We start from the raw sequence: 23470 nt of genomic DNA, 5'->3' as shown, positions 1-23470 counted from the left end.
CCGCAATCTATCGGGAGAGCCTGTCGAGGAACGCGATGAGCAGCGCCTCTCGAAGGCGGGGCGGTGCGACGTCGAGCAGGGCGTTGACCGGCGCCATGCGGTCGGGCACCGTCACCTCGCCTCCTCCTGAGCCGAGTCCCGCCAGCGCCAGCAGCCCGTCGAACGCCTCGTCGTCGAGAGCTTCTGGATCGATCGCGATCGCTGCGGCCCGGAGCTCTTCGTCGATCACGATCGGCCCGTTCGTCACAGCGGCGTCGATGGACTCCGAGAGCGCCGTGAGGAACTCGGGAACGGCCGGAGCGGTGGCCGCGCATACCGTCAGGTGGAGCGAGGCCGGCATGTCTTCGAAATCGGGGCTGGTGCGGAACGACATCTGGGGCTGCACGAACCAGCCACGGGTCAGCATCTCGTCGCTGATCGTGAAGACGTCGCACGTCTCGTCGGTCGTGAGCGTCACCAACGACGAGTCGGGACGGGTGACCAGCTCGACGTGGTCCTGGGCGTCGATCCCGGCGACGAGCTCGGCGGTGCCGTCAAGGGTCGTACGGACGAGGTCGAGATATCCGTCGTCACCGATCATGGTGACGACGGCCCACGCCGCAGCCAACGGACCACCGGACTTGGTCGACTGCGTCGTCGCGTTGAGCATCGTGTAGCCGGGCCAGTCAGCACTGGCGAAGAACTGCGGCTTGCGCAGCTCCGGAGTCGCGTGCAGCAGGAGCGAGACTCCCTTGGGCGTGTAGGCGTACTTGTGCAGGTCGGCCGAGATGCTGGTGACGCCGGGCACCCGGAAGTCCCATGGCGCGATCGTCCGGCCGAGACGCTCAGCCCACGGCAGGACCCAGCCGCCGATGCAGGCATCGACGTGGAAGCGGAGCCCGCGCTGCAACGTCTCGGCGGCGATGGCCTCGATCGGGTCGATGACCCCGTGCGCGTACGACGGCGCCGATGCCGCGACCAGCACGACGCGGTCGCCGTACGTGTCCATCGCCTGCGCCATCGCCACGGGATCGGCACGCTTCGTGACGGGGTCCACGTCGATGCTGATGCGCTCGACGCGGAAGTAGTGGGCCGCCTTGTTGAACGCGGCGTGGATCGTGGTCGGCACGATCATCACCGGATCGGTGACGTCGGCCCTGGCATCACGGGCGCCCTGCACCGCGAGCAGGATCGACTCGGTGCCGCCGGAGGTCACGCTGCCCACGACCTCGTCGCCGGCATGGAACAGCGGACGCGCGAACGCCACGAGATCCTTCTCCATGGCCAGCAGGCTCGGGAACGCCGTCGGGTCGAGGCCGTTCGTCGATGCGTACATCGCCAGCGCCTGCTTGCCGAGCGCGTCGGCGTCGGCGAGCCCGGAGTCGTAGACGTACGCCAGCGTGCGACCGCCGTGCGTCGGCAGGTCGTTGGCGCGGAGCTCTTCGAGTTGGCGGACGATCTCAGCTGCGGACATCGGGTGCTCCGTTCAAGGTGGCGTCGAGCGAGTAGCGACGCAGGAAGACCAGGCTCAGGGCGATCAGCGCGGCGGGGACGAACGAGAAGCCGATCGCGATCGCGGTACGGGCGCTGTCGGGCTGTAGTGCGGTGTGATCGGTCGAGGAGACGTAGCCGCCGATCGCGAGGACCAGCGCGAAGATGCCGGGTCCGAGTGCGAGGCCAAGGGTCTCGCCGGCGGTCCAGACACCGGTGAAGACACCAATCCGGTTTTCGCCGGAGGTCATGGCGTCGTGCGCCGCGACGTCGGGCAGCATCGCCATCGGGAACACCTGGGCGCCGGCGTAGCCGATGCCGACGAGTGCAGCGGCGGCGTAGACGATTGCGGTCTGGTTGGCCTCAGCCCGTACGAGGGCGACAGCTCCGACGATCAGGAATGCCGTCGCGATCAGGTAGCCCGACTTCTTGCCGCGCCGGCCGGCGTACCGCTCCCACAGCGGCGTCACCAGCAGGGCGGGTCCGACGAACGCGGCGAACAGGATCGTCGAGGCGGCGGAGCTGTCGAGCAGGTCGTCGGCGACGTACGCGACACCGGCGAGCATCGCGCCGATGCCGGCGGCCTGCAGCACGAATGCCGTGAGCAGCATCCGGAAGTCAGGCGTCGACGCGACCAGCCTGAGCTGCTCGCGCAGCGTGCCGATGGCCGGCTCGACGTCGTGCTCCGGTGCGTTGCGGGTCCCGCGCCAGGCACCGAGCACACCGATCACCAGGATCACCGCGATGTAGACGCCCATGAGCCGATAGCCCTTGGTCGTGGGGTCGCCGCCGAATGCATTGACGATGAGCGGCGCCGTCGCCCCGGACAGCAGGATCGCCAGCGCCAGCACGATGACGCGCCACGTCATGAGCTTGGTGCGCTCGGCGTAGTCGAGCGTGATCTCGGCGGGCATCGCGACGTACGGGACCTGGAAGAACGCGTACGCCGTGGCGCAGGCCAGGAACAGGAGCACGACGTACGCGCCCGCGAGCGCCGGAGGTCCGGTCGGCCCGGCGAACAGCAGCGCGAAGCAGACCGCGAGCAGCAGCCCACCCTTGAGCAGGAACGGGCGGCGCCGACCCGACGGCGATGACGAACGGTCGCTGATGCGTCCCGCGATCGGGTTGAGGATGACGTCCCATGCCTTGGGGACGAACACGATGAACCCCGCGACGACGGCGCCGATGCCGAGCGAGTCGGTCAGGTAGGGGAGGAGCAGCAGGCCCGGGACGGTGCCGAACGTGCCGGTCGCGACGCTGCCGAGGGCATACCCGCGTCGGACCGACGGGTCGAGCGCGGGGTTCGACGGGTCGAGCGAAGTCATGCCGACATGTCTACACGGAGCGAAGGTCAGGCCTGGGTCAGACCGGGCGGGGGTTCTTGGCGTGCGGATCGCGTACGGCGAGGAGCTCGCGCAGGAAGTTGGCCGCCCACAGGTCGATGTCGTTCTCCATCACCTGACGGCGCATCGCCTTCATTCGCCGGGCGTTCTCGCGCGGGTCGGCGTTGATCGCCGCCAGCAGCATCTGCTTCATGCCGTTGATGTCGTGCGGGTTGACCTGGTAGGCCGACTTGAGCTCCGACGCGGCGCCGGCGAACTCGCTCAGCACCAGCGCGCCCTTCTCGTCGTAGCGACAGGCGACGTACTCCTTGGCGACGAGGTTCATGCCGTCACGCAGCGGCGTCACCACCATGACGTCGGCCGCGCGGTAGAGCGCCGCCATCTCCTCGCGGGGGTAGGACGCATGGAGGTAGGTGACGGGTTGCTGGCCGATGCGGCCGACGTCGCCGTTGATGCGACCCACGAGCCGGTTGATGTCGTCGCGCAGCAGGATGTATTGCCCCACCCGCTCACGTGATGGCGTGGCGACCTGGACGAACACCGCGTCGTCGACGTGCAGCGCGCCTTCGGTGATGAGCTCGCCGAACGCGCGGAGCCGTTGGCGCAGGCCCTTGGTGTAGTCGAGCCGGTCGATGCCGAGCAGCACGGTCTTGGGGTTGCCGAGGCTCTCGCGGATCTCGGCGGCACGCGCGATGACCTCAGGCGTACGGGCGAGCTCCTCGAACCCGGCAGCATCGATCGAGATCGGATAGGCCTGCGCCAGGACGGTGCGACCGTCGGGCAGGTAGACGGTGTCGCGATGCGTCTTGTGGCCGACGCGCTGGCGCACCAGGCGGACGAAGTTCTGCGCCGCACCCGGCATCTGGAAGCCGACGAGGTCGGCGCCCAGCAGTCCTTCGAGGATCTGCCGACGCCAGGGGAGCTGCTGGAACAGCTCGGTCGGAGGGAACGGGATGTGCAGGAAGAAGCCGATTCGCAGGTCGGGTCGCAGCTCGCGCAGCATCGTCGGCACCAGCTGCAGCTGGTAGTCCTGCACCCAGACGGTCGCGTTCTTCTTGGCGATCTTGGCGGCCTTCTGGGCGAAGCGATGGTTGACCCGTACGTAGGAGTCCCACCACTCGCGGTGGAACTCCGGAGGCGCGACGACGTCGTGATAGAGCGGCCACAGCGTCGCGTTGGAGAAGCCCTCGTAGTATTCCTCGACCTCGTCGTCGGACAACGGGACGGGTACGAGGTGCATGCCGTCGTGGTCGAAAGGCTTGAGCTTCTCGTTGGGGGCGCCGTGCCAGCCGATCCACGCGCCACCGTTGCGGCGGATCACGGGCTCGAGCGCGGTGACCAGTCCGCCGGGAGACTTGCGCCACACGGCCTCGCCGTCGGGGCCGGTCACCCGGTCGACGGGCAGGCGATTGGCGATGACCACGAACTCCGCAAGGCCAGACGCCATGCGTCAACCCTATCGGTGCGCGCCTACCTGGGCGCGACGCCGAGCTGGCGAAGGATCTCGTCGAGCTGCTTCATGATCGCGAGCGACTCGTCCTGGGGGAGGAGTGCGGACTCGGTCTTGCCGGCTCGCAGGCACTCGGCGACCTCGAGGATCTCGTGCGCGTAGCCGCGTCCGGTGACGGGCTCCTCGTACGCCTCGATCACCTCACCCTTCTTGTACGTGAAGCCGGACGTCTCGTGGAATGCCGGCCGCACCTCGATGAGGCCCAGGTCGCCGGCGACCGATGAGCGGTTGTCGGAGTGCGAGACCTGGTTCCACGCGAGGCTGGCGACCGCGCCGCTCGCGTACGTCAGCGTCGCCCCGCCGTTGATGTCGAAGCCCTCGTCGGACAGGACTCCGTTGGCCACGATGCTGGTTGGCTCGCCGAGGACCAGGTACGCGAACGTGACGGGGTAGATGCCGACGTCGAGCAGGGCGCTGGCTCCGAGGGTCGGGTCCCACATGCGGATCTTCTCGGCCTCGGCAGCGAAGCCGAGCTCGGCCCGCACCTGCAGCGGCGTGCCGATGGCCCCGTCCTTGATCATCGCCAGCATCCTGCGGGTGTTGGGATTGGTACGCGTCCACATCGCCTCAGCAAAGAACAGCCCACGCTCACGGGCCTCGGTGATCATCGTCTCTGCGTCGTGGGCGTTCATCGCCAGGGACTTCTCGCACAGGACGTGCTTGCCGGCCTCCAGGCACGTCATCACGTCCTCGAGGTGACGGCTGTGCGGCGTCGCGACATAGATGACATCGACGTCGGGGTCTGCGGCGAGCTCCTCGTACGAGCCGTGGGCGCGCCCGCCGAACCGCTCGGCGAACTCGGTGGCGGCTTCGAGGCGCCGGGAGCCGACGGCGGCCAGCTCGCTTCCCTCGACGAGGGAGAGGTCCTTGGCGAAGTGCTCCGCGATGCGTCCGGTCGCAAGGATTCCCCAGCGGATCGGATCGTGTTTGGTCGACATGACTTCACTATGTCAAATGACATCGGTGTGATTTGTGGACTAAGATGCTGGGCATGAGCGCAGTGGAAAAGGCCAGCCCGGCGAGCACGGCCGCTGCCGAGTCGTTGTCCGAGCGCGATCGCGAGATCCTGGCCCTCGAACGGCTCTGGTGGCAGTACGCCGGCGCCAAGGAGCAGGCCATCCGCGAGAAGTTCGACATGTCGGCCACGCGCTACTACCAGGTGCTCAACGCGCTGATCGACCGCGAGGACGCCCTCGCGTTCGACCCGCTCCTCGTCAAGCGCCTGCGTCGGCTCCGGGCCGGCAGGCAACGCAGTCGTTCTGCCCGGCGCCTGGGCATCGACCTCTGACAGTGCCTCCCGTGGAGCACCGCAGGACTCCGAGCCGCAACCAGTTCGTACCGTCCAGCTGGTTCATCGTGTTCACGATCGCCGTGTGCGTGGTTGCCGCCGCCGGCATCGGCTGGCTGCTGATCGACACCGACTCGTCCGACGGCGACAGCGCCGGACCGACGGTGACCGCCACGACGCCGACTCCGACCGAGGCGACGGAGGCGACGCCGACGCCGACCCCTACGCCCACCCCGACGCCGACCGAGCCTCCGGTCAGTCGCGACACCCCCGTGTCGGTCCTCAACAACACGACCGTGGTCGGCGCAGCCAACGCGTTCGCGACCAAGGTCAGGAATGCCGGCTGGACGGTCGGGGGCGTGGGCAACTGGCGCGGCTCGGTCGGCCAGAACACCGTCTACTACCCGACGGGCCTGCAGGACGAGGCTTCGCTGCTGGCCAAGGATGTCGGCATCGACCGGGTGCGGCCGCGCGTCGCCCCCATGCGTACGGACCGGCTGACGATCATCCTGTCCGGCCCGCAATGATGGAGGCATGAGCCCAGTCCGCGATGCCGTGGTGGCGGACCCGGCAGGGACGCTGCTCGCCCTCGACTTCGATGGCACGTTGGCGCACATCGTCGACGACCCGACGCAGGCCTACGCGCAGGAGCATGCGGTCGCGGCGCTCAGCAGGCTCGGAGGCGTCCTCGGCCAGGTCGCGATCATCACGGGTCGTCCCGTCGCCCAGGCACTCGAGCTCGGCGGGTTCGTCGGTCTCGACGGACTCGACCGGCTGATCATCCTGGGCCAGTACGGCGCCGAGCGGTGGCGCGCCACGGACGGTGAGCCTGCGCCGATCGAACGGCCGGACGCGATCGTCCGGCTCGTCGAGGTCCTGCCCGGTTGGCTGGCCGGGCACGGCGCCGGCCACGTACGGCTCGAGGACAAGGGCCTCGCCGTCGCGATCCACACCCGCGGCATCGACCCGCAGTCACTGACATCGCTGGCCGCGCCCCTCTCGGAGCTCGCCGACGAGCTCGGGCTGGTCGTCGAACCCGGTCGCCAGGTCATGGAGCTGCGGACCCCCGGCGCCGACAAGGGGTACGCGCTCAGGGGCCTCGTCGAGGAGACGGGTGCGCGGCATGTCATCTTCGCCGGCGACGACCTCGGTGACCTCCCGGCGTTCGAGGCCGTGGAGGCGCTGCGAGGTGAGGGGCTGGATGGGCTGTTGATCTGCTCGGCGTCCGCGGAGCAGGATGCTCTGGTGGCACGCGCCGACATCGTCCTGGACGGACCTGATGCGGTGGCCACCTGGCTGGAGGAGCTGGCAGATGAGTTTTGAGGTGTTGCCCCACACGACGTGGACCCGCGTGCGCACCGTGCTCAACTGGATCAACCTCAGCACGCTGCTCGGCTTCCTCGTCGCCAGGCTCGGCGGCGCGACGATCACCCGCCGCGGCCGGGGCACGTACCTTGCGACCGGCTATCGCTTCAACTTTCCCGTCGCCAGTGCGTTCACGATCGGCAGTGTCATCGCCAGCAAGCATGACCTCGACTACTTCGTCGAGCGCCCGGTGCTGCTCAAGCACGAGGACCGGCACTGCACGCAGTACGCCTGGGTGTTCGGTGTCGTGATGCTTCCCTTCTACTTCTTCTTCGTCGCCCTCTCGTACGCGATCGCCGGCGACCACTCGTCCTACAACCCGTTCGAGCGCCTCGCCAACCTCGCCGACGGCAACTACCCGCCACCCATGACGCGACGCATGAAGCGGCTCCAGAAACGGGCTGACTAGCCGTTCCCTGAGACGGGGCATCTCGGTATTCGGACCGAGTGGACACATCGTGAGACGCCACCGTAGGCTCTAACCACTCATCAAGAGGGGTACAGGGACACGGCCCGACGACACCCCAGCAACCAGTCCACGAGGACCAGGTGCTCAATCCGTCCCGGCGATCAGACCGGGAAAGATGACTGGAGGGGCAAGTGAGCATCACCGCAGAAGCGAGCACCATTCGCGCCGGAGCCTTCGGCAATGCCGTTGAGCTGATCTGTCGCGAGTGCGGCACCACGCGGGAGCTCGGACCGCACTATGCATGTCACGAGTGTTTTGGTCCGCTCGAGATCACGTACGACTTTCCCGACATCACCCGCGAGCAGATCGAGGCCGGGCCCGCCAACATCTGGCGCTACAAGGCGCTGCTCCCCGTCCCTGACGACATCGAGCTCAGCCCCAACCTCGAGCCTGGATTCACCCGACTGCTGAAGGCCAACAACCTCGGCGCCGAGCTCGGCATCAAGAACCTCTGGGTCAAGGACGACAGCACCAACCCCACCAACTCCTTCAAGGACCGCGTCGTGGCCTGCGCCCTGAGTGCCGCCCGCGAGTTCCACAGCAAGGTCTTCGCGTGCCCGTCGACCGGCAACCTCGCCAACGCGGTCGCCGCAGCCGGTGCACGCGCCGGCATCAAGACGGTCGTGTTCATCCCGAGCAACCTCGAGACGCCCAAGGTCATCAACTCGGCTGTCTACACCGAGAACCTCGTCGCGGTCGAGGGCAACTACGACGACGTCAACAAGCTCGCCAGCGAGATCGCCGGCGAGGAGGACGGCTGGGCGTTCGTCAACGTCAACGTGCGCCCGTTCTACGCCGAGGGTTCCAAGACGCTGGGTTATGAGATCGCCGAGCAGCTCGGCTGGCGCCTGCCCGACCAGATCGTGATCCCCGTCGCCTCCGGCTCGCAGCTGACCAAGGTGCACAAGGCGTTCCAGGAGCTCATCAAGCTCGGGCTGGTCGACGACAAGCCCTACAAGGTGTTCGGTGCCCAGGCCACCGGTTGCTCGCCGGTGTCGGAGGCCTTCCGCGAAGGCTGGGACGCCTGCCGCCCCCAGAAGCCCGACACGATCGCCAAGTCGCTGGCGATCGGCAACCCGGCCGACGGCATCTACGTGCTCGACATCTGCCGCGACACCGGCGGAGCTGTCGCCGACATCTCCGACGACGAGGTCCGTGAGGCGATCGTGCTGCTGGCGCGTACCGAGGGCATCTTCACCGAGACCGCCGGCGGCACCACAGTCGGCGTGCTCAAGAAGCTCGTCGAGACCGGCCTGCTCGACACCGATCTCGAGACCGTCGTGATCAACACCGGCCACGGGCTCAAGACGCTCGACGCGGTGTCAGAGCTGGTCCGCCCCGCCGCCACCATCGCGCCCACGTACGACGCCTTCGTCGCCGCGGGCATCGCCTGAGTCTGAAGAACCAAGGAGAACTGTGAGCATCAACGTACGAATCCCGACGATCCTGCGCACCTACACCGACGACCAGTCACAGGTCACTGCTGAGGGAGCCACGCTGACCGAGGTCATCGACTCGCTGGAGTCAAGCTTCCCCGGCATCAAGGCGCGTGTGGTCGACGAGGAGGGCAAGCTGCGGCGCTTCGTCAACATCTACGTCGCCGAGGAAGACGTGCGGTTCGCGGACGGTCTCGACACCAAGACGCCTGACGGCGCACAAGTCTCCATCATCCCGGCCGTGGCCGGGGGGTCTTGAGCTCGCGGAAGGCACGGGTCGGGCGAAGCCCCGCCGTGGCCGATAGTGCCTGAGACCAAGTAGGCTCTGTCATGACGAGACCTCGGCAGATGGGTCTCCGAAGCATCAGGTGGGAGTGGCGGCATGGTGCAGGGCACCGTCAAGTGGTTCAACGCTGACAAGGGTTATGGCTTCATCGAGGTCGAGGGCCAGGACGACGTGTTCGTCCACTGGTCCAAGATCGCATCCGACGGCTACAAGACACTCGAGGACGGCCAGAAGGTCGAGTTCGAGATCGTCGACGGTCCCAAGGGGCGCGAGGCCCACGAGGTCCTCGGACAGTAGTTCTTCGAAAGAGCCCGGTCGAATGACCGGGTTTTTCCACGCTCGGGCACGCCGTGGGTGATGTATGTGACACTTGCAATGTCACATGAACTGTGCGCATACTCTCGGTATGTTTCCTCACGCTTCAGAGCCCATCACCGCGCCCGCGGGCGGCGCCGAGCTCGGCCAGGTCATCGGCCTGAGCATCGCTGCCGGCCTCGTCACCGCGGTCCTGCTGGTCATCGCGTGGGCCCACCGGACCCATCGCATCGACTGGTTCCAGAAGCTCGGTGACCGCCTCGGCACCCGCCACGGAGAGCCGGGCTGGTCCACGATCCCGACGCTGTTCGTCGGCAGCTCGCTGATCGTCGCACTGCTCGGCTTCATGTGGGACGTCAGCCTTCACGCCGGCCGAGGCCGCGACGCCGGCCCGCTCGCCAACCCGGCGCACTACCTGATCCTCTACGGGCTCTTCGCCCTTTTCATCGCCGGCATGTCCGCCGTCGTCTTCCCGCGTGACGGGGAGAAGCCCGGCGTCGCCGCCGTCAGGATCACCCGCTCCTGGTACGCCCCGGTCAGCGGCATCTTCATCGCGGCGTGCGGACTGTATGCGCTGATCGGCTTCCCGCTCGACGACGTGTGGCACCGCCTCTTCGGCCAGGACGTGACGCTCTGGGGTCCGACCCACCTGATGCTGATCGGTGGCGCGGGACTGTCGACGGCCGGCATCATCCTGCTGCACCGTGAGGCCGAGGTCGCCATGGCCCAGAAGGGCAAGGCGCTGCCGACCTGGCTCAGCACGATCCTCGTCTCGATCGCCTTCGGCGCACTGCTGATCGGGCTGTCGGTGTTCCAGGGTGAGTTCGACTTTGGCATCGCGCAGTTCCGCATGGTGTTCGCGCCGCTGATGATCGTCGCCGCCGCGGGCATCCCGCTCGTCGCCGCCCGCCTGTACGTCGGACCCGGCGCTGCCATCGCGGCCGCCGTGTTCTTCCTGCTGATGCGCGGCATCGTCTCGTTCGTCGTCACCGACGTGATGGGCGAGGCGCACCACGTGTTCCCGCTCTACCTCGGCAGCGCCGTCCTGATCGAGCTCCTCGCGCTCACCAGGCTCAAGGACAAGCCGCTGTGGTTCGGCGCCGTCGGCGGACTTCTGATCGGCACCGTCGGACTCGTCATCGAGAAGCTCTGGAACGACCGCGTCTTCGCGTTCCCGTGGACCCAGGACATGTGGGCCGAGGGGCTCGCCATGGCGATCCCCGTCGCGATCGCGTCCGGCCTCTGCGGAGCGCTGTTCGCCCTCGGACTGCAAGGCAGGCTCCCGGCCAAGAAGGTCGCCCGGTCGATCATCGTCGGCTCGGTCATCGTGACAGCCCTCGCCGTCGCCAACGGACTGCATGCGACAGTGCCCAAGAACGCCTCCGCCGACGTCGCGCTGACCGAGGTGGGTACGCCGGAGGACCGCGAGGTCACGGCCGAGATCACGATCAACCCCGCCGACCTGATCGACGACGACCCGACCTGGGTCCAGATCACGGCCTGGCAGGGCGGTGGCATCGTCACGGATCAGCTGCGCCGTACCGGCGACAACACCTGGGAGTCGACCAAGCCGGTTCCCGTCGGCGGCAACTGGAAGACGACCCTGCGGGTCCAGGACGGCCGCATGCTGACGGCGCTGCCGATCTTCCTCCCGGAGGATGCACCCCTGAAGGCTTCGGAGGTACCCGCCGACGCGTCGTTCACCCGCAAGTTCGTCCCGGAGATCGACATCCTGCAGCGTGAGCGCAAGGACGGCACGTCGCCCGCGCTGTGGGGCATCGCCAACGGAGTCGTGCTGTTCTGCAGCCTCGGCATCATCCTCGGCATCAGCGTCGCGGTCTCGCGTGTCGCCCGCAAGATCGAGGAGCACGAGGCCGCAAACGACAAGACGCCTACGCTGACGTCATGACTCCTGCCGGCGAACAACTGCTGGCTCATCACGTAGCCCTGCTGGCGATCCCCGCGATCGTCCCCGCAATCGTCGTGGTGGGGGTGGTGCTCTACATCGCCCGCAAGGATCGCCTAGACGAACGCGCGGAACGCGAGCTCATCGAGCGGGCCTTCGAACCCGAGCCCGACACCAAGGAGAACGAATGAAGACCGTCGCTGTCGCGTTGACGCTCCTCCTCGCCGTTGCCGGCTGTGGGAGCGACAGCGAGCCCACGCCGACCACGGAGTCATCGGCCAGCGCGTCGAGCGAAGCCACCCAGGGCGTCACGATCGACATCACGGTCGCCGGTGGCAAGGTCACCCCACTCGGCAAGAAGGTCGATGTGAAGGTTGGCGAGCCGGTCACCCTCCACGTCGTGAGCGACGCCGACGAAGAGGTGCACGTGCACTCCGATCCCGAGCACGAGTACGAGATCTCCGCGGGTGACGACAAGACGTTCACGTTCACGATCGAGACGCCCGGACAGGTCGCCGTCGAGGCGCACCACCTCGACGTCACCATCGTGGAGCTCGTCGCACGCCCGTGATCGTCGCCGGACTCGCGCAGCACGGCATCGGAGGCGGCGCCACCGACCTCCCCATCCCGCTGATGTTCGCGATGGTGGGAGCGTCGTGGGCGCTCGCCCTGTCGTTCGCGATGCTGGTCGTGCAGTGGAAGGAACCCCGCTTCACCCGGTCGGACGTGGAGCCGCACGCGACGGAGCCGCGCCCGCGAAGAACCTGGCTGGCGATCGTCGGAGCGGTGTTGACGGGGTGGTTCCTGGTCGCCCTGTACCTCGGGCCGTCGGACGAGACCAACAGCGGACTGGGCTGGTTCTACATCCTCACGTGGGTCGGTCTCGTGCCGATCGCGCTGCTGTTCGGGCACGTCTGGCGTGACCTGTCGCCGTGGCGCACGATCCAGTCGTGGCTCGGCGACGGGCGGCGTACGTACCCCGCGAGGCTCGGCTACTGGCCGGCCGCGCTCGGGCTGCTGGCGTTCGCGTGGATGGAGCTCGCCTCGCCCGATCCCGCGGACCTCACGACGGTACGTGTCTGGATCGGGGTCTACGTCGCGGCGATGCTGCTCGGCGGTTGGGTGTTCGGTCCCACCTGGTTCGACCGCGCCGACCCGTTCGACGTCTACAGCGCGATCGTCGCCAAGCTGTCGCCGTTCGTACGCGATGGCCGCTTCGGCTTGCACAACCCGCTGCGCTCGCTGCCGACGATCCCGGTCGCGCCCGGCCTCGTCGCGGTGCTGGCCACGCTCCTCGGCTCCACCGCGTACGACAGCTTCTCGGCGTCGACGTCCTGGCAGGCCAAGAGCCTGTCGCCGTGGCAGCACTCCGCGACGCTGTTCGGCTTCTGCCTGCTGGTCGGTGTCCTGTTCGCGCTGGCGACCCGCGCCAGCGGTGGCCTGACGGCCGAGCGCCGCCGGGCCCTGCCGGGCGAGCTGGCGCACACGCTGACGCCGATCGTGGTGGGCTACATCTTCGCCCACTACGCGACCTACTTGTTCGAGAAGGGACAGTCGGCGTTCATCGCAATGTTCGACCCGCTCGGTCGCGGGTGGGAGCCGCTCGGGGATCCGGCGACCAACTACTTCCTGTCGCAGCACGTCGACCTCCTCGCGTTCCTGAAGGTCGGCTTCGTGGTGACGGGTCACGTGCTCGCGGTCATCGCGGCACACGACCGGGCGCTGGCGGTGCTGCCCAGGGCACACCGGCTCTCGGGCCAGCTGGCCCTGCTGGTCCTGATGGTGGCCTACACCTTCACCGGGCTGTACCTGCTCTTCTCCGCCTGAACCTGTCAGACGGCCGTCGTACCGTGGCGTCATGGCGACGATCTACTACACGGCGACCACGCTCGACGGCTTCCTGGCGACGACCGACAACTCCTTGGCATGGCTGTTCGAGGTGCCGGGCGCCGAGGAGGCGGAGAGCTCGATCCCTGACTTCATGGCCGGCGTCGGCCCGATGGCGATGGGATCGACGACCTACGAGTGGGTCGTCGAGCACGAGTCCCTGCTCGAGACTCCCGAGAAGTGGACCGAGTGGTACGGCGACAGGCCGACCTGGGTCTTCACCCACCGCGACCTTCCGGTCGTGGAAGGCGCCGACATCCGGTTCACCCGGGCGCCGGTGAGTGAGGTGCACGCCGAGATGGTCGACGCTGCCGGCGACAAGGACATCTGGCTGATGGGCGGGGGAGACCTGGTGGGCCAGTTCGCCGACGCCGGACTGCTCGACAAAATTATCGCGACCATCGCCCCGGTGACGCTCGGCGCCGGCGCACCGCTCCTGCCGCGCGACATCCGATCCGACCGGCTGACGCTTGAGTCGGTGACGCAGAGCGGCCAGTTCGCCGAGCTCGTTTACGCCGTGAGCTGACCTGATTGCGCGGCATTGATTAGCACTCGTATGATGAGAGTGCCAATGGCACTTGCTGTTGGCAACGGGTCAGACCGATGAGGCTGTGCACCGAGGCGAGAAGGGTTCGCCGACCGTCACTGTCGTCCGTCGCGGGCATCGCCTGACCTCCACGTGGACAACCATTCGGAGAACGTACACATGGCAAAAACCATTGCTTTCAACGAGGAAGCCCGTCGCGGCCTCGAGCGCGGTATGAACCAGCTCGCTGACGCCGTCAAGGTGACCCTCGGTCCCAAGGGACGCAACGTCGTCCTGGAGAAGAAGTGGGGAGCCCCCACGATCACCAATGACGGTGTCAGCATCGCCAAGGAGATCGAGCTCGAGGATCCCTACGAGAAGATCGGCGCAGAGCTCGTCAAGGAAGTCGCCAAGAAGACTGACGACGTCGCCGGCGACGGCACCACGACCGCCACGGTTCTCGCCCAGGCCCTCGTACGCGAAGGCCTGCGCAACGTCGCGGCCGGCGCCAACCCGATGGGCCTCAAGAAGGGCATCGAGACCGCAGTCGAGGCCATCAGCGCCCAGCTGCTCGGCATGGCCAAGGACGTCGAGACCAAGGAGCAGATCGCGGCGACCGCCTCGATCTCCGCGGCTGACGGCACGGTCGGCGAGATCATCGCCGAGGCCATGGACAAGGTCGGCAAGGAAGGCGTCATCACGGTCGAGGAGTCCAACACGTTTGGCATCGACCTGGAGCTGACCGAGGGCATGCGCTTCGACAAGGGTCACCTGTCGGGCTACTTCGTGACGGACCCCGAGCGCATGGAGACCGTGCTCGACGACCCGTACGTCCTGATCTACAACGGCAAGATCAGCACGGTGAAGGACATGGTCCCGATCCTGGAGAAGGTCATGGCGTCGGGCAAGCCGCTCGTCATCATCGCCGAGGACGTCGAGGGTGAAGCCCTCGCGACCCTGATCGTCAACAAGATGCGTGGCACGTTCAAGTCGGTCGCCATCAAGGCTCCCGGCTTCGGTGACCGCCGCAAGGCCATGCTGGCCGACATCGCCATCCTCACCGGTGGCGAGGTCATCAGCGAGGAAGTCGGACTCAAGCTCGAGACCGCCGACCTGTCGCTGCTCGGCACGGCCCGCAAGGTCGTCACGACCAAGGACGAGACCACGATCGTGGAGGGCGCCGGTTCCGAGGAGCAGATCGCCGGACGTGTCGCGCAGATCAAGTCCGAGATCGAGAACAGCGACTCCGACTACGACCGTGAGAAGCTCCAGGAGCGTCTCGCCAAGCTGGCCGGCGGCGTCGCCGTCATCAAGGTCGGCGCGGCCACGGAGGTCGAGCTCAAGGAGCGCAAGCACCGCATCGAGGACGCTGTCCGCAACGCGAAGGCTGCCGTAGAGGAGGGCATCGTCGCCGGTGGTGGCGTCGCACTCGTCCAGGCAACCGCTGCGGTGTTCGAGAAGCTCTCGCTCGAGGGTGACGAGGCAACGGGCGCCAACATCGTGCGCGTCGCCGCCTCGGCCCCGCTCAAGCAGATCGCGATCAACGCCGGTCTCGAAGGTGGAGTCGTCGCCGAGAAGGTCGCCAACCTCAAGCAGGGCCACGGACTCAACGCGGCCACGGGCGAGTACGTCGACATGATCAAGGCCGGCATCATCGATCCCGCCAAGGTCACGCGCTCGGCGCTGCAGAACGCAGCCTCGATCGCCGCGCTGTTCCTCACCACGGAGGCTGTCGTCGCCGACAAGCCGGAGCCCGCTCCGGCTGGCGGTGGCGCACCCGACATGGGTGACATGGGCGGTATGGGGTTCTAGGAACCCAGCAGATCAGCCAAGAGGCCCTCATTCCGGTGAGGGCCTCTTGCTGTGCCCGGACCTCGTGGTCTGCGATGATGCGGCGGTGAACGTGACACGTGGCGAGCTGATGGCCGCTGAGCACCGCGGTCGTCTTCGCGCGGCTGGCGTCGAAGCCGAGTCGCTCGATGCCACCGAGTGGAGAGCGGTGACGGACCCGCTCCCCGAGTGGTGGCACGAGGACGGCAATGTGCTCTACTTCGCGGACGAAGCCGACCTCTCCAAGGAGATCATCGAGACACTCACGATGATTCCCGTCCGCAACGTGCTGATCGCGATCGGCTCGGAGATGCACCTGTTCAGGTCGCTCCTGATCGGCGGGGACGACGCCATTGTCTTCATCGATCAGAACGTCAAGCTGACGGCGGGCGAGGTGTATTGCGGCGCGGCGTCAACGGTGGTGCTTCACGGGCCCGTCACGGCGACTCGTTGCGCCATCATCGACGCGCGCAACGGCGGCAGCATCGTGGCCGGAGCAGACCAGTTGTGGGCGGCCAACGTCTACGTCGCCACTGACGACATGCATCGCCTCGAGGACCGTGCGACGGGCGAGCGCATCAATCCGTTCGGGGCGCACATCCGCATCGGGAGTCACGTGTGGCTGGGCCGGGACGCGGTGATCACGGGTCACACGGACGTTGGTGACGGCGTCGTGGTCGCCCAGCTCAGCCTGGTCCGCGGGCAGAAGATCGCCGACCATGCAGCGGTGGCCGGCATACCGGCGCGGGTTGTCCGGGAGAACGTCGGCTGGACCGAGGAAGACACTCCCTAGTCTGCGAGTGGTGCAAAGTTGTCGGAGAGTGGTGCAGTTCCGGACGACACGCCGTCTCACAATCCCGGATTCGCACCACTCGCGGGTCAGGGAGCGCCGATGTGCGTACGTACGTCGAGGAGTTCCGGGAAAAATGTGAGCTCGAGGGCCTTCTGGAGGAAGCTCACGCCCGATGAGCCACCCGTCCCGCGCTTGAAGCCGATGATCCGCTCGACCGTCTTGAGGTGGCGGAAGCGCCAGAGCTGGAAGCTGCCCTCGACGTCGACCAGCTCCTCGCTCATCTCGTACGCGTCCCAGTAGGTGTCGGGGTCGGCGTAGATGCGGCGCAGAACCTCGATGACGCCGGGACTTGCGGTGTAGGGCTGACTGACGTCGCGCTCCAGCACCTCGGCCGGAACAGCGTGGCCGCGCCGCGCCAGGAAACGGAGGAACTCGTCGTACAGGCTCGGCGCCTCGAGGTCGGCCTGCAGCGACGAGCGCAGCGACTCGTCGTGCTCGAAGACCTTGATCATCTGCGGATTCTTGTTGCCGAGCAGGAACTCCACGGTGCGATACTGCGGCGACTGGAAGCCCGACGCCTTGCCGAGCTGGTCGCGGAACTGTGCGTACTCGATCGGCGTGAGCGTCTCCAGCACGGCCCACTGCTCGAACATCTGGCGCTGGATCGCCTTGACCCGTGCCAACCGCTTGAGTGCCGGCGGCAGGTCGTCGGCGGCGATCAGCGCGATCGCCGACCGCAGCTCGTGGATCAGCTGCTTGAGCCACAGCTCGGTGACCTGGTGCTGGATGACGAACAGCATCTCGTCGTGGTGGTCCGACACTGGCCGCTGCGCCGCGAGCAGTGTCGGGAGCTGCAGATAGCTCGCGTACGTCATCTCGCCGCGCAGATCCGTCGCGACCCCGTCCTCGATCGGCCTGTAGGACTCGCTCATCTGCCCACGGTATGCCGTGCGGTCCTTGCGGCGACGAATGGGGGATTTCCCTACTACTGGCCACGGGTGGCTGTCCCTAGCCTGTGGGCACGGGGGAGGGACGGTGGGAATGGGGATGACTGGCGTCGCGCCCAAGCGAGGCGGGTTCCTGGCGAGCCCAGTTGTCACGGTCGTCGCAGTGGTCGTCGCCCTCGCGCTGATCGTCGCGGTCGCGATCAACGCCAGGAACAAGTTCCTCCCGGACAACTCGATCGCCGACACCTCGAAGGCGCTGCCGGTCGATTTCCCCTCGAGCCTCACCCCGGTCGACTCGCCGCTGGTGCAACGCGCCGACAACGTCACCTTCCAGCTCCAGGTGCCCACCGGTGTCCCTGTGGAGAAGTACGAGGTCTGGGAGGACGCCCGTCCCTACCTGGCCTGGTCGCCGGAGAAGGCGGACCAGGCCAAGGATGCGTCGGTCCTGGACGTGACGTCGCAGGAGTTCGACTACGTGCCGATGACAGCGGGGCAGCACGTCCTGACCGCACGGATGACCACGTCCGACGGCAAGGTCTCGGTTGCGGCACCGTTCATCGTGCCCGCCCTCGACCGTACGGAGGACTTGTACGAGACGCCGCCCGGACTGTATGTGGACGGCGAGGAGCGGTCGAGCGCCGAGCGGCTCAAGCGCCACTCGATCGCACCGACCCTGGGTGAGACGCCAGAGTCACTTGCCGCGCGCCTCGACATCCTCAGCAAGGACCTGACCCCGGCTCCGACCGCCCAGACCCTGACACTTCCGTATGCGCCCGGCACGGTTGTCGACTACAAGTTCCCCAAGGCGATCGACGCCAACCGGATCGCGGCAAAGCGGCTGACCACGCTGGCGGAGAAGGCGCCGATCACTGCGACGGTCAAGAACTGCGCTGTCACGGTGACTCTGAAGGACTCGACCGGCAACGGCGAAGTCGCACTGTTCGCGACCACCCCGTACAAGGCGGGCTACCTGCAGATCGGCACGTTGGAGAAGGGCAAGCCGTTCACGACGTCGAGCCTGCCGATCGGCAAGACGTCCCTCATGGCCTACTCGAAGTCGCTGGGGTTGACCGCGGCCATCCCGGTCTCGATCACGATCCCCGACGACTGCTCGTCGCTCGGCTGGACCGGCGACGCCAGGATCGTCAACGGCCTCTTGATGACCGACAAGCCGGTCGACCGCGCCTACGCGTACGTGTCTGTCGATCGTGGCGAGTGGCAACGCTACCCGGCTGGTCAGGGCAACTTCCTGCCGAACGCGTCGATCAACTCGGTGACTGCCTACATGTCGACCACGAAGTGGAACCAGCTCGACGTACGCGTGTGGTCGTTCAACGGCGCGAAGGCCGCGCAGGCAGCCAGCGGCACGTTCTGCCGCAAGAACATGCCCAACCCGGACCCGTGGTCGGGCACCGACAACAACGAAGGGTGTCGATCACCCGGTCCGCTGCCGCAGGACACCGTCAACGTGACCAAGGGATCGCTCACGCTCAAGGCCAGCCTGGGATCGCTCGGCGACGTGGGTGACGCGATCTCGGCCGGTGTCGACAGCATCCCTGGCGTTGCCGGAGTCACGGGTTATTCCGATCAGCCGATCGCCGACGACCCGACGGTGACCCAGACCGTCAACCTGCGCAGTGACCTGCCGGTCACCCTGGAGGCGACCGCGTCCAGTCAGATCAAGCGGATCAGCTATCAGTTCAGCATCTTCCCGATCAGCGCCAACACGACGACGCTTCACCCGCCGGGCGTGTTCTTCGTAGCCGAGAGCAAGGGCCCCACCACCACGGTCAATCCCTACAAGTGGCGTGACGCACAGCTGCCCGGCACCAAGGGCGACGCACAGGGCCTGTCGTTCGACGATGCGCTGGCGCTGGAGCTCGCGAAAGCCAACCTCGCCGCCGACCACAACCTGCTCAACACGATCTATGTGCGCGCGGTCGCCACCGACAACCAGTGCCTCAACGCATGTGACTCATGGGGCGGCGAAGGCAATGTCTACGCGACCGGCGTAGCCTCCAACACCGTCAAGATCGACCTGGCTGACGAGAAGAAATGGATCCAGGTCAAGCCGACAGCGACGGTCAAGCCGGGCATCGACACCAGCCATCCCACCGGAGCGAACGGCGGTCGATGCTTCGTGATCACCGACTACCCGGATGCCTCGTCGTACCGGATGTTCCCCGGGTCGGCGCCGTACGTGTCGGTGCCCGTCAAGCAGCAGATCTTCGGCAAGCCGCAGGTCGGAACCACGATCGTCAAGAACGATGCGTACAAGATCAATGCCAGCGTCAGCGATCGAGCTCTCGCGATCAAGGACTGGGGCGACGACACCAGCGTGGTGCACTGCCGGGCAGACGACGCCGACGCGAAGCTCAAAGCATCGCAGGACGCCTACAACGCCAAGAAGGAAGCCGAGTGCGGGCTCGCGTGCCATGCTTCGGCGGTGCTCTGGGGATTTTCCATCGGATTCGTGGTCGGCGGCCCAGCCGGTGCCGTGATAGGTGCTGCGGCGGGCTACTACTTCGCCGATGACCTCAAGGGCGTCACTGGCGCCCTGAACAGCCTGCTGTTGGCGTACTACGACGTGATTTCGCAGTTCTACAACCAGATGCGGACCGAGTTCGTCGCAGCGATCGCGAAGTTCAATCCGGTATGTGTCGCGATCAAGGCCGGCGGCGATGACGGATACAAGGCGTGCTCGTCGGTGGTCACCGCCGTGGTCCAGGCCGTGATCACGTATTACACCGGGCTTCCGCCGACCGTGCCGACCTCGCAAGCGGTCGCAGGCCTCGCCAAGGGCGAAGCCGAGGCGTGGATCGCGGTGGGAGTCGAGGCGGCGCTCAAGCAGATCCCGGGCGTCGGCGCCGCGTGTGACACCTTGACCCTCGATGAGGACACCGTCGACACGATGTCGAATGCCGGCGGTCTGGCTGACGGTCTCGGCGCCACCGGCGTCCAGAAGCTCGTCGACGACTCGCGTCGCAGCACGTCAGAAGGCGGTGGAATCTCCGCTTGCAACCTATTGGCCAAGGCGATCGCCCGAGGGTTGTCGGACAAGATGAACACCTTCTATTCCAGCAAGGTGGGCGCCGCCATGGAGCTGCCCTACGGACTGCCGCCGGGAACGGCAAGCGAGCCCGTCACCGACACCACCCCTGAGATCGTCGTCGAGACGCCGTCGACCTTCCTCGCTTCGTTCCAGACCTGCCCCGTCACGGCCAACGTACGCGTGTTGCTCGACGGCGGAGTCGACGGCGACAAGGTGCTCTACACGCTGCGGCCGTTGCGCTCAGAGCTCAAGACCGTGCCGGGCGCCAAGAAGATGCGTGCGTCCTTCCGACTCCCCGTGCTGCCGAACAGCCGCGCGTTTCCGGCCAGCCTCCTGACAGTTGCGCCGGCCTATCCGAAGGACACCCCGAAGTACCTCACTGCCCAGGTCAACTCGCCCTGCTTCAAGGACACCAACCTCACGTTTGAGTTCGACAAGACCGGCGGCGACAACCCGGCATTCGTCACCGATGACCGTCCGTCCGACACGTACTGGTACGAGGTGGGGTAGTCATGGCGTTCGGATTGTTTTCAGGGGCTGCCAACGCGCTGGTCTCCAAGATCGCGATCGGTGCGATCGTGGTCGCTGGTCTGGGTGGCGCCGTCGCGAGGTTCGTGCCTCCGCCGTCGCAGGACGATGCGATCTGGATCGACCAACCAATCGCCAAGCAGCACATCCCCCCAGGTCGATTCAACGTGCTGGTGCACATCGGCCGGGGTCAGACCGCCCACGCGGTACGCGTCGAGGTGAGAAATGCTGCCGGGGGTGCGAAGACGCTGTCGACCGAGGCGATCACCCGAAGCGGCAAGCAACAGGAGTCAGCCGCGCCGTACGAACCACTGGGCCTGCAGTTCGCATCCGTCCTCTGGGCGGCAGCCCCGGGTACGTACAAGCTGACCCCGTCGTTCTACTCGGGTGGTGACTGGACCGCTGGTAACGCGATCACGGTGGCCGTCGACGGCCCGCCCAAGGGGCCGAAGGTGCCGACGAAGCCGACACCACCACCGACGCCGACCCCGACAGAGACAACACCAGCGCCGATCGAGACGACAGAACCACCAACGCTCTCGCCGCCAGACGCCGTCGGGGAGGTCGCCCGAATCGCCGGAGCAGGTTATGTGTATCGATTCCGGGCGACCGCGATCGAGCCCGCCGATGCCACGGTGACGGTGAACATCATGCAAGGGGATGAGACCGACTACTCAGCTCATGCGTGCGAGCCGCTGAGCCAGGACGATGGCGATCCCGACAAGCAGCAATGCCACTTCGACTGGCTGTCGGCTGGAACATCGTTCCGTCGGGTGACGGTCTCGTACTTCTTCTTCGTCGAAGCCAACGGGCAGTCCTTCACCACCCCGATCGGCTCATTCATCGCCGGCGCCAGCAAGGACTAGGGAGTGGCCTGGGGGCGGGATGCCAGCGCCGGGTCGGATACCTTGGCAAACATGAGCGAGCTGGGATTCACCCTCAAGGTCTTCCGCCAGATCGGCATGCTGAAGCCGATCCTGCCGCACAAGTTGCTCGGCGCGGGGCTCCAGCTGGTCAAGTGGGGGCCCGGCCTGCCGTCAGGCGTCAACGCGGCGGCCAAGCGCTACCCCCACCAGCTCGCGATCATCGATGACGCCGGCGAGATCACCTGGTCCGAGCTCGCCGCCCAGATCAACCAGGTCACGCAGGCTCTCAAGGACCGTGGTGTCGAGGCCGGCGACTCCGTCGCCCTGCTGTGCCGCAACCACCGCTACATGGTCATCGCGATCATCGCGATCATGCAGGCCGGTGGCCGCGTCCTGCTGCTCAACACGATGGCGAGCCGCTCCCAGCTCGGCGAGCTCGCCAAGCGCGAGTCGGCTGCCCTGGTGATCGTCGACCAGGAGTTTCTCGAGGTCGCGGCCGACGTCGACAAGGACACGCTGATCCTCGCGTGGGCCGATGACGACGCGCCCGCTGATGTGCCGACCATCGCATCGATCAGCGCCGACCAGCCGACCAAGGCGCACTCCAAGCCGTCACGTCACGGGCAGATCATCATCTTCACCTCCGGGACGACGGGCCTGCCCAAGGGTGCGCGTCGCGAGGAGCCCGCCGACCTCAAGCCGCTCGTCGCGTTCTTCGGGGCGATTCCCTATCGCGGCAACTCGACGATCGTCCTCGCAGCGCCGCTGTTCCACTCGTGGGGCCTGATCAACTTCGGCTTCGGCCTGTCGTTGGCGCCGACGTACGTCCTGCGCCGCCGGTTCGATCCGACCCGCGTCATCAAGGACATCGAGGAGCGTAGGGCCGACGCACTCGTCGTGGTTCCGCTGATGATGCAGCGCATGGTCGACGCCGACCCCGACGTGATCAAGAACGCCGACGTGTCGTCGCTCAAGATCACCGCGAGCAGCGGATCCGCACTCGCCGGCGAGCTGGCCAACCACTACATGGACACGTTCACCGACTCGGTCTACAACTTCTACGGCGCGACCGAGACGGGCTGGGTCACGATCGCCAGCCCCACCGATCTTCGTGAGGCACCGGGTACCGCCGGTGTGCCGCCGTTCCGCACGACCGTCAAGATCCTCGACGCGGACGGCAGCGAGGTGCCGCGTGGCGAGACCGGGGTCATCCATGTCGGCAACGACATGCCGTTCGGCGGCTACACCGACGGCAACACCAAGGCGTTCAGCGACGGGTTGATGAACACGGGCGACCTCGGGCACTTCGACGAGAACGGCCGGCTCTTCGTGTCGGGTCGCGACGACGACATGATCATCTCCGGCGGTGAGAACGTCTTCCCGCGCGAGCTCGAGGATGCCTTGATCGACCACCCCGACATCGCCGATGTCGTCGTGACCGGCATCGATGACGCGAAGTTCGGTCAGGTGCTTGCCGCCTACATTGTCGTCAAGGATGGCTCGTCGCTGTCCGAGGAAGACGTCAAGGCGTACGCGAAGGAGCACGTGGCGCGCTTCGCCGTACCCGGCAGGACGATGTTCATCGCCGAGCTTCCCCGCAATCCCACCGGCAAGGTCATGAAGCGAGAGCTGCCCGGCTTCGAGTGACCACCA

At 66.9% G+C, this 23470-nt stretch carries 22 protein-coding genes and 1 riboswitch; of the genes, 17 read left to right on the top strand and 5 right to left on the bottom strand.

The features are described 5' to 3' along the window. Positions 1 to 7: 7 nt before the first annotated feature. The 4 genes from ABD683_RS04530 to ABD683_RS04515 are packed head-to-tail and all read right to left on the bottom strand — an operon-like array spanning position 8 to position 5261. Complete coding sequence (locus tag ABD683_RS04530; RefSeq protein ID WP_344767702.1) at positions 8 to 1453, bottom strand: pyridoxal phosphate-dependent decarboxylase family protein; 1446 nt, start codon at positions 1451 to 1453, stop codon at positions 8 to 10. Beyond that, a complete protein-coding gene (locus tag ABD683_RS04525; protein ID WP_344767700.1) occupies positions 1440 to 2795 on the bottom strand; it encodes an MFS transporter in 1356 nt (451 codons plus the stop codon). Before ABD683_RS04525 ends, ABD683_RS04530 begins: the two co-directional genes overlap by 14 nt. A gap of 37 nt (positions 2796 to 2832) precedes the next feature. After that, a complete protein-coding gene (locus ABD683_RS04520; protein ID WP_344767698.1) occupies positions 2833 to 4260 on the bottom strand; it encodes an alpha,alpha-trehalose-phosphate synthase (UDP-forming) in 1428 nt (475 codons plus the stop codon). Positions 4261 to 4283: 23 nt separating this feature from the next. After that, a complete protein-coding gene (locus tag ABD683_RS04515) occupies positions 4284 to 5261 on the bottom strand; it encodes a Gfo/Idh/MocA family protein (RefSeq protein WP_344767696.1) in 978 nt (325 codons plus the stop codon). A 53-nt stretch (positions 5262 to 5314) separates the two neighbouring features. On the opposite strand from ABD683_RS04515, the gene ABD683_RS04510 reads away from it, so the two are divergent. The 14 genes from ABD683_RS04510 to ABD683_RS04445 all read left to right on the top strand — a co-directional run bounded on the left by ABD683_RS04510 (position 5315) and on the right by ABD683_RS04445 (position 16424). Next, complete coding sequence (locus tag ABD683_RS04510) at positions 5315 to 5611, top strand: DUF3263 domain-containing protein (RefSeq protein WP_344767694.1); 297 nt, start codon at positions 5315 to 5317, stop codon at positions 5609 to 5611. Positions 5612 to 5622: 11 nt separating this feature from the next. Then, positions 5623 to 6138: a LytR C-terminal domain-containing protein gene (locus ABD683_RS04505; protein WP_344767692.1), complete on the top strand. Its 516-nt coding sequence runs from the start codon at positions 5623 to 5625 to the stop codon at positions 6136 to 6138. Between the two features lie 7 nt (positions 6139 to 6145). Next, positions 6146 to 6934: a trehalose-phosphatase gene (gene otsB, locus ABD683_RS04500; protein WP_344767690.1), complete on the top strand. Its 789-nt coding sequence runs from the start codon at positions 6146 to 6148 to the stop codon at positions 6932 to 6934. Beyond that, positions 6924 to 7385: a hypothetical protein gene (locus ABD683_RS04495; protein ID WP_344767688.1), complete on the top strand. Its 462-nt coding sequence runs from the start codon at positions 6924 to 6926 to the stop codon at positions 7383 to 7385. Before otsB ends, ABD683_RS04495 begins: the two co-directional genes overlap by 11 nt. 74 nt (positions 7386 to 7459) lie before the next feature. After that, positions 7460 to 7567, top strand: a riboswitch (SAM riboswitch). Positions 7568 to 7576: 9 nt separating this feature from the next. Next, positions 7577 to 8839, top strand: a complete 1263-nt coding sequence (thrC, locus tag ABD683_RS04490) for a threonine synthase (RefSeq protein ID WP_344767686.1) — start codon at positions 7577 to 7579, stop codon at positions 8837 to 8839. A gap of 22 nt (positions 8840 to 8861) precedes the next feature. Next, complete coding sequence (locus tag ABD683_RS04485; protein ID WP_344767684.1) at positions 8862 to 9140, top strand: ubiquitin-like small modifier protein 1; 279 nt, start codon at positions 8862 to 8864, stop codon at positions 9138 to 9140. Between the two features lie 123 nt (positions 9141 to 9263). Beyond that, positions 9264 to 9464: a cold-shock protein gene (locus ABD683_RS04480; protein WP_309967103.1), complete on the top strand. Its 201-nt coding sequence runs from the start codon at positions 9264 to 9266 to the stop codon at positions 9462 to 9464. Positions 9465 to 9573: 109 nt separating this feature from the next. Then, entirely contained in the window at positions 9574 to 11391 is a 1818-nt protein-coding gene (locus tag ABD683_RS04475) for a hypothetical protein (RefSeq protein WP_344767682.1), read from the top strand. Next, positions 11388 to 11579, top strand: a complete 192-nt coding sequence (locus ABD683_RS04470; RefSeq protein WP_344767680.1) for a hypothetical protein — start codon at positions 11388 to 11390, stop codon at positions 11577 to 11579. Before ABD683_RS04475 ends, ABD683_RS04470 begins: the two co-directional genes overlap by 4 nt. Then, entirely contained in the window at positions 11576 to 11959 is a 384-nt protein-coding gene (locus ABD683_RS04465; RefSeq protein WP_344767678.1) for a hypothetical protein, read from the top strand. Before ABD683_RS04470 ends, ABD683_RS04465 begins: the two co-directional genes overlap by 4 nt. Next, positions 11956 to 13215, top strand: a complete 1260-nt coding sequence (locus ABD683_RS04460) for a hypothetical protein (protein ID WP_344767676.1) — start codon at positions 11956 to 11958, stop codon at positions 13213 to 13215. The genes ABD683_RS04465 and ABD683_RS04460 overlap by 4 nt, the downstream gene beginning before the upstream one ends. A gap of 31 nt (positions 13216 to 13246) precedes the next feature. Next, on the top strand, positions 13247 to 13801 hold the full coding sequence (locus ABD683_RS04455) for a dihydrofolate reductase family protein (protein ID WP_344767674.1): 555 nt from the start codon (positions 13247 to 13249) through the stop codon (positions 13799 to 13801). A gap of 180 nt (positions 13802 to 13981) precedes the next feature. Continuing rightward, positions 13982 to 15613: a chaperonin GroEL gene (gene groL / locus ABD683_RS04450; protein ID WP_344767672.1), complete on the top strand. Its 1632-nt coding sequence runs from the start codon at positions 13982 to 13984 to the stop codon at positions 15611 to 15613. An 85-nt stretch (positions 15614 to 15698) separates the two neighbouring features. Beyond that, entirely contained in the window at positions 15699 to 16424 is a 726-nt protein-coding gene (locus tag ABD683_RS04445) for an acyltransferase (protein WP_344767670.1), read from the top strand. Between the two features lie 86 nt (positions 16425 to 16510). Here ABD683_RS04445 and kynA read toward each other — a convergent pair whose 3' ends face one another. Beyond that, entirely contained in the window at positions 16511 to 17356 is an 846-nt protein-coding gene (gene kynA / locus ABD683_RS04440; protein WP_344767669.1) for a tryptophan 2,3-dioxygenase, read from the bottom strand. A gap of 115 nt (positions 17357 to 17471) precedes the next feature. On the opposite strand from kynA, the gene ABD683_RS04435 reads away from it, so the two are divergent. The 3 genes from ABD683_RS04435 to ABD683_RS04425 are packed head-to-tail and all read left to right on the top strand — an operon-like array spanning position 17472 to position 23464. Beyond that, positions 17472 to 20933, top strand: coding sequence for a hypothetical protein (locus ABD683_RS04435; RefSeq protein ID WP_344767668.1), 3462 nt, complete (start codon positions 17472 to 17474; stop codon positions 20931 to 20933). Between the two features lie 2 nt (positions 20934 to 20935). Continuing rightward, positions 20936 to 21817 carry a hypothetical protein gene (locus tag ABD683_RS04430; protein WP_344767667.1) on the top strand — a complete coding sequence of 294 codons (882 nt, stop codon included), beginning with the start codon at positions 20936 to 20938 and terminating at the stop codon, positions 21815 to 21817. A 51-nt stretch (positions 21818 to 21868) separates the two neighbouring features. Then, positions 21869 to 23464: an AMP-binding protein gene (locus ABD683_RS04425; protein WP_344767666.1), complete on the top strand. Its 1596-nt coding sequence runs from the start codon at positions 21869 to 21871 to the stop codon at positions 23462 to 23464. Positions 23465 to 23470 lie beyond the last annotated feature (6 nt).

This window comes from Aeromicrobium panaciterrae (assembly GCF_039537165.1).
GTDB lineage: Bacteria > Actinomycetota > Actinomycetes > Propionibacteriales > Nocardioidaceae > Aeromicrobium > Aeromicrobium panaciterrae.
Note: the sequence above shows the minus strand (reverse complement) of the source record. Positions and strands in the feature narration are given on the sequence as shown.

Coding starts and splice junctions, on each gene's coding strand:
- ABD683_RS04515 (WP_344767696.1), bottom strand. CDS start 5,261: ATGTCGACCAAACACGATCCGATCCGCTGGGGAATCCTTGCGACCGGA.
- ABD683_RS04425 (WP_344767666.1), top strand. CDS start 21,869: ATGAGCGAGCTGGGATTCACCCTCAAGGTCTTCCGCCAGATCGGCATG.
- ABD683_RS04480 (WP_309967103.1), top strand. CDS start 9,264: ATGGTGCAGGGCACCGTCAAGTGGTTCAACGCTGACAAGGGTTATGGC.
- ABD683_RS04475 (WP_344767682.1), top strand. CDS start 9,574: ATGTTTCCTCACGCTTCAGAGCCCATCACCGCGCCCGCGGGCGGCGCC.
- ABD683_RS04525 (WP_344767700.1), bottom strand. CDS start 2,795: ATGACTTCGCTCGACCCGTCGAACCCCGCGCTCGACCCGTCGGTCCGA.
- groL (WP_344767672.1), top strand. CDS start 13,982: ATGGCAAAAACCATTGCTTTCAACGAGGAAGCCCGTCGCGGCCTCGAG.
- ABD683_RS04455 (WP_344767674.1), top strand. CDS start 13,247: ATGGCGACGATCTACTACACGGCGACCACGCTCGACGGCTTCCTGGCG.
- ABD683_RS04495 (WP_344767688.1), top strand. CDS start 6,924: ATGAGTTTTGAGGTGTTGCCCCACACGACGTGGACCCGCGTGCGCACC.
- ABD683_RS04470 (WP_344767680.1), top strand. CDS start 11,388: ATGACTCCTGCCGGCGAACAACTGCTGGCTCATCACGTAGCCCTGCTG.
- ABD683_RS04430 (WP_344767667.1), top strand. CDS start 20,936: ATGGCGTTCGGATTGTTTTCAGGGGCTGCCAACGCGCTGGTCTCCAAG.
- otsB (WP_344767690.1), top strand. CDS start 6,146: ATGAGCCCAGTCCGCGATGCCGTGGTGGCGGACCCGGCAGGGACGCTG.
- ABD683_RS04530 (WP_344767702.1), bottom strand. CDS start 1,453: ATGTCCGCAGCTGAGATCGTCCGCCAACTCGAAGAGCTCCGCGCCAAC.
- ABD683_RS04510 (WP_344767694.1), top strand. CDS start 5,315: ATGAGCGCAGTGGAAAAGGCCAGCCCGGCGAGCACGGCCGCTGCCGAG.
- ABD683_RS04520 (WP_344767698.1), bottom strand. CDS start 4,260: ATGGCGTCTGGCCTTGCGGAGTTCGTGGTCATCGCCAATCGCCTGCCC.
- ABD683_RS04465 (WP_344767678.1), top strand. CDS start 11,576: ATGAAGACCGTCGCTGTCGCGTTGACGCTCCTCCTCGCCGTTGCCGGC.
- kynA (WP_344767669.1), bottom strand. CDS start 17,356: ATGAGCGAGTCCTACAGGCCGATCGAGGACGGGGTCGCGACGGATCTG.
- ABD683_RS04435 (WP_344767668.1), top strand. CDS start 17,472: ATGACTGGCGTCGCGCCCAAGCGAGGCGGGTTCCTGGCGAGCCCAGTT.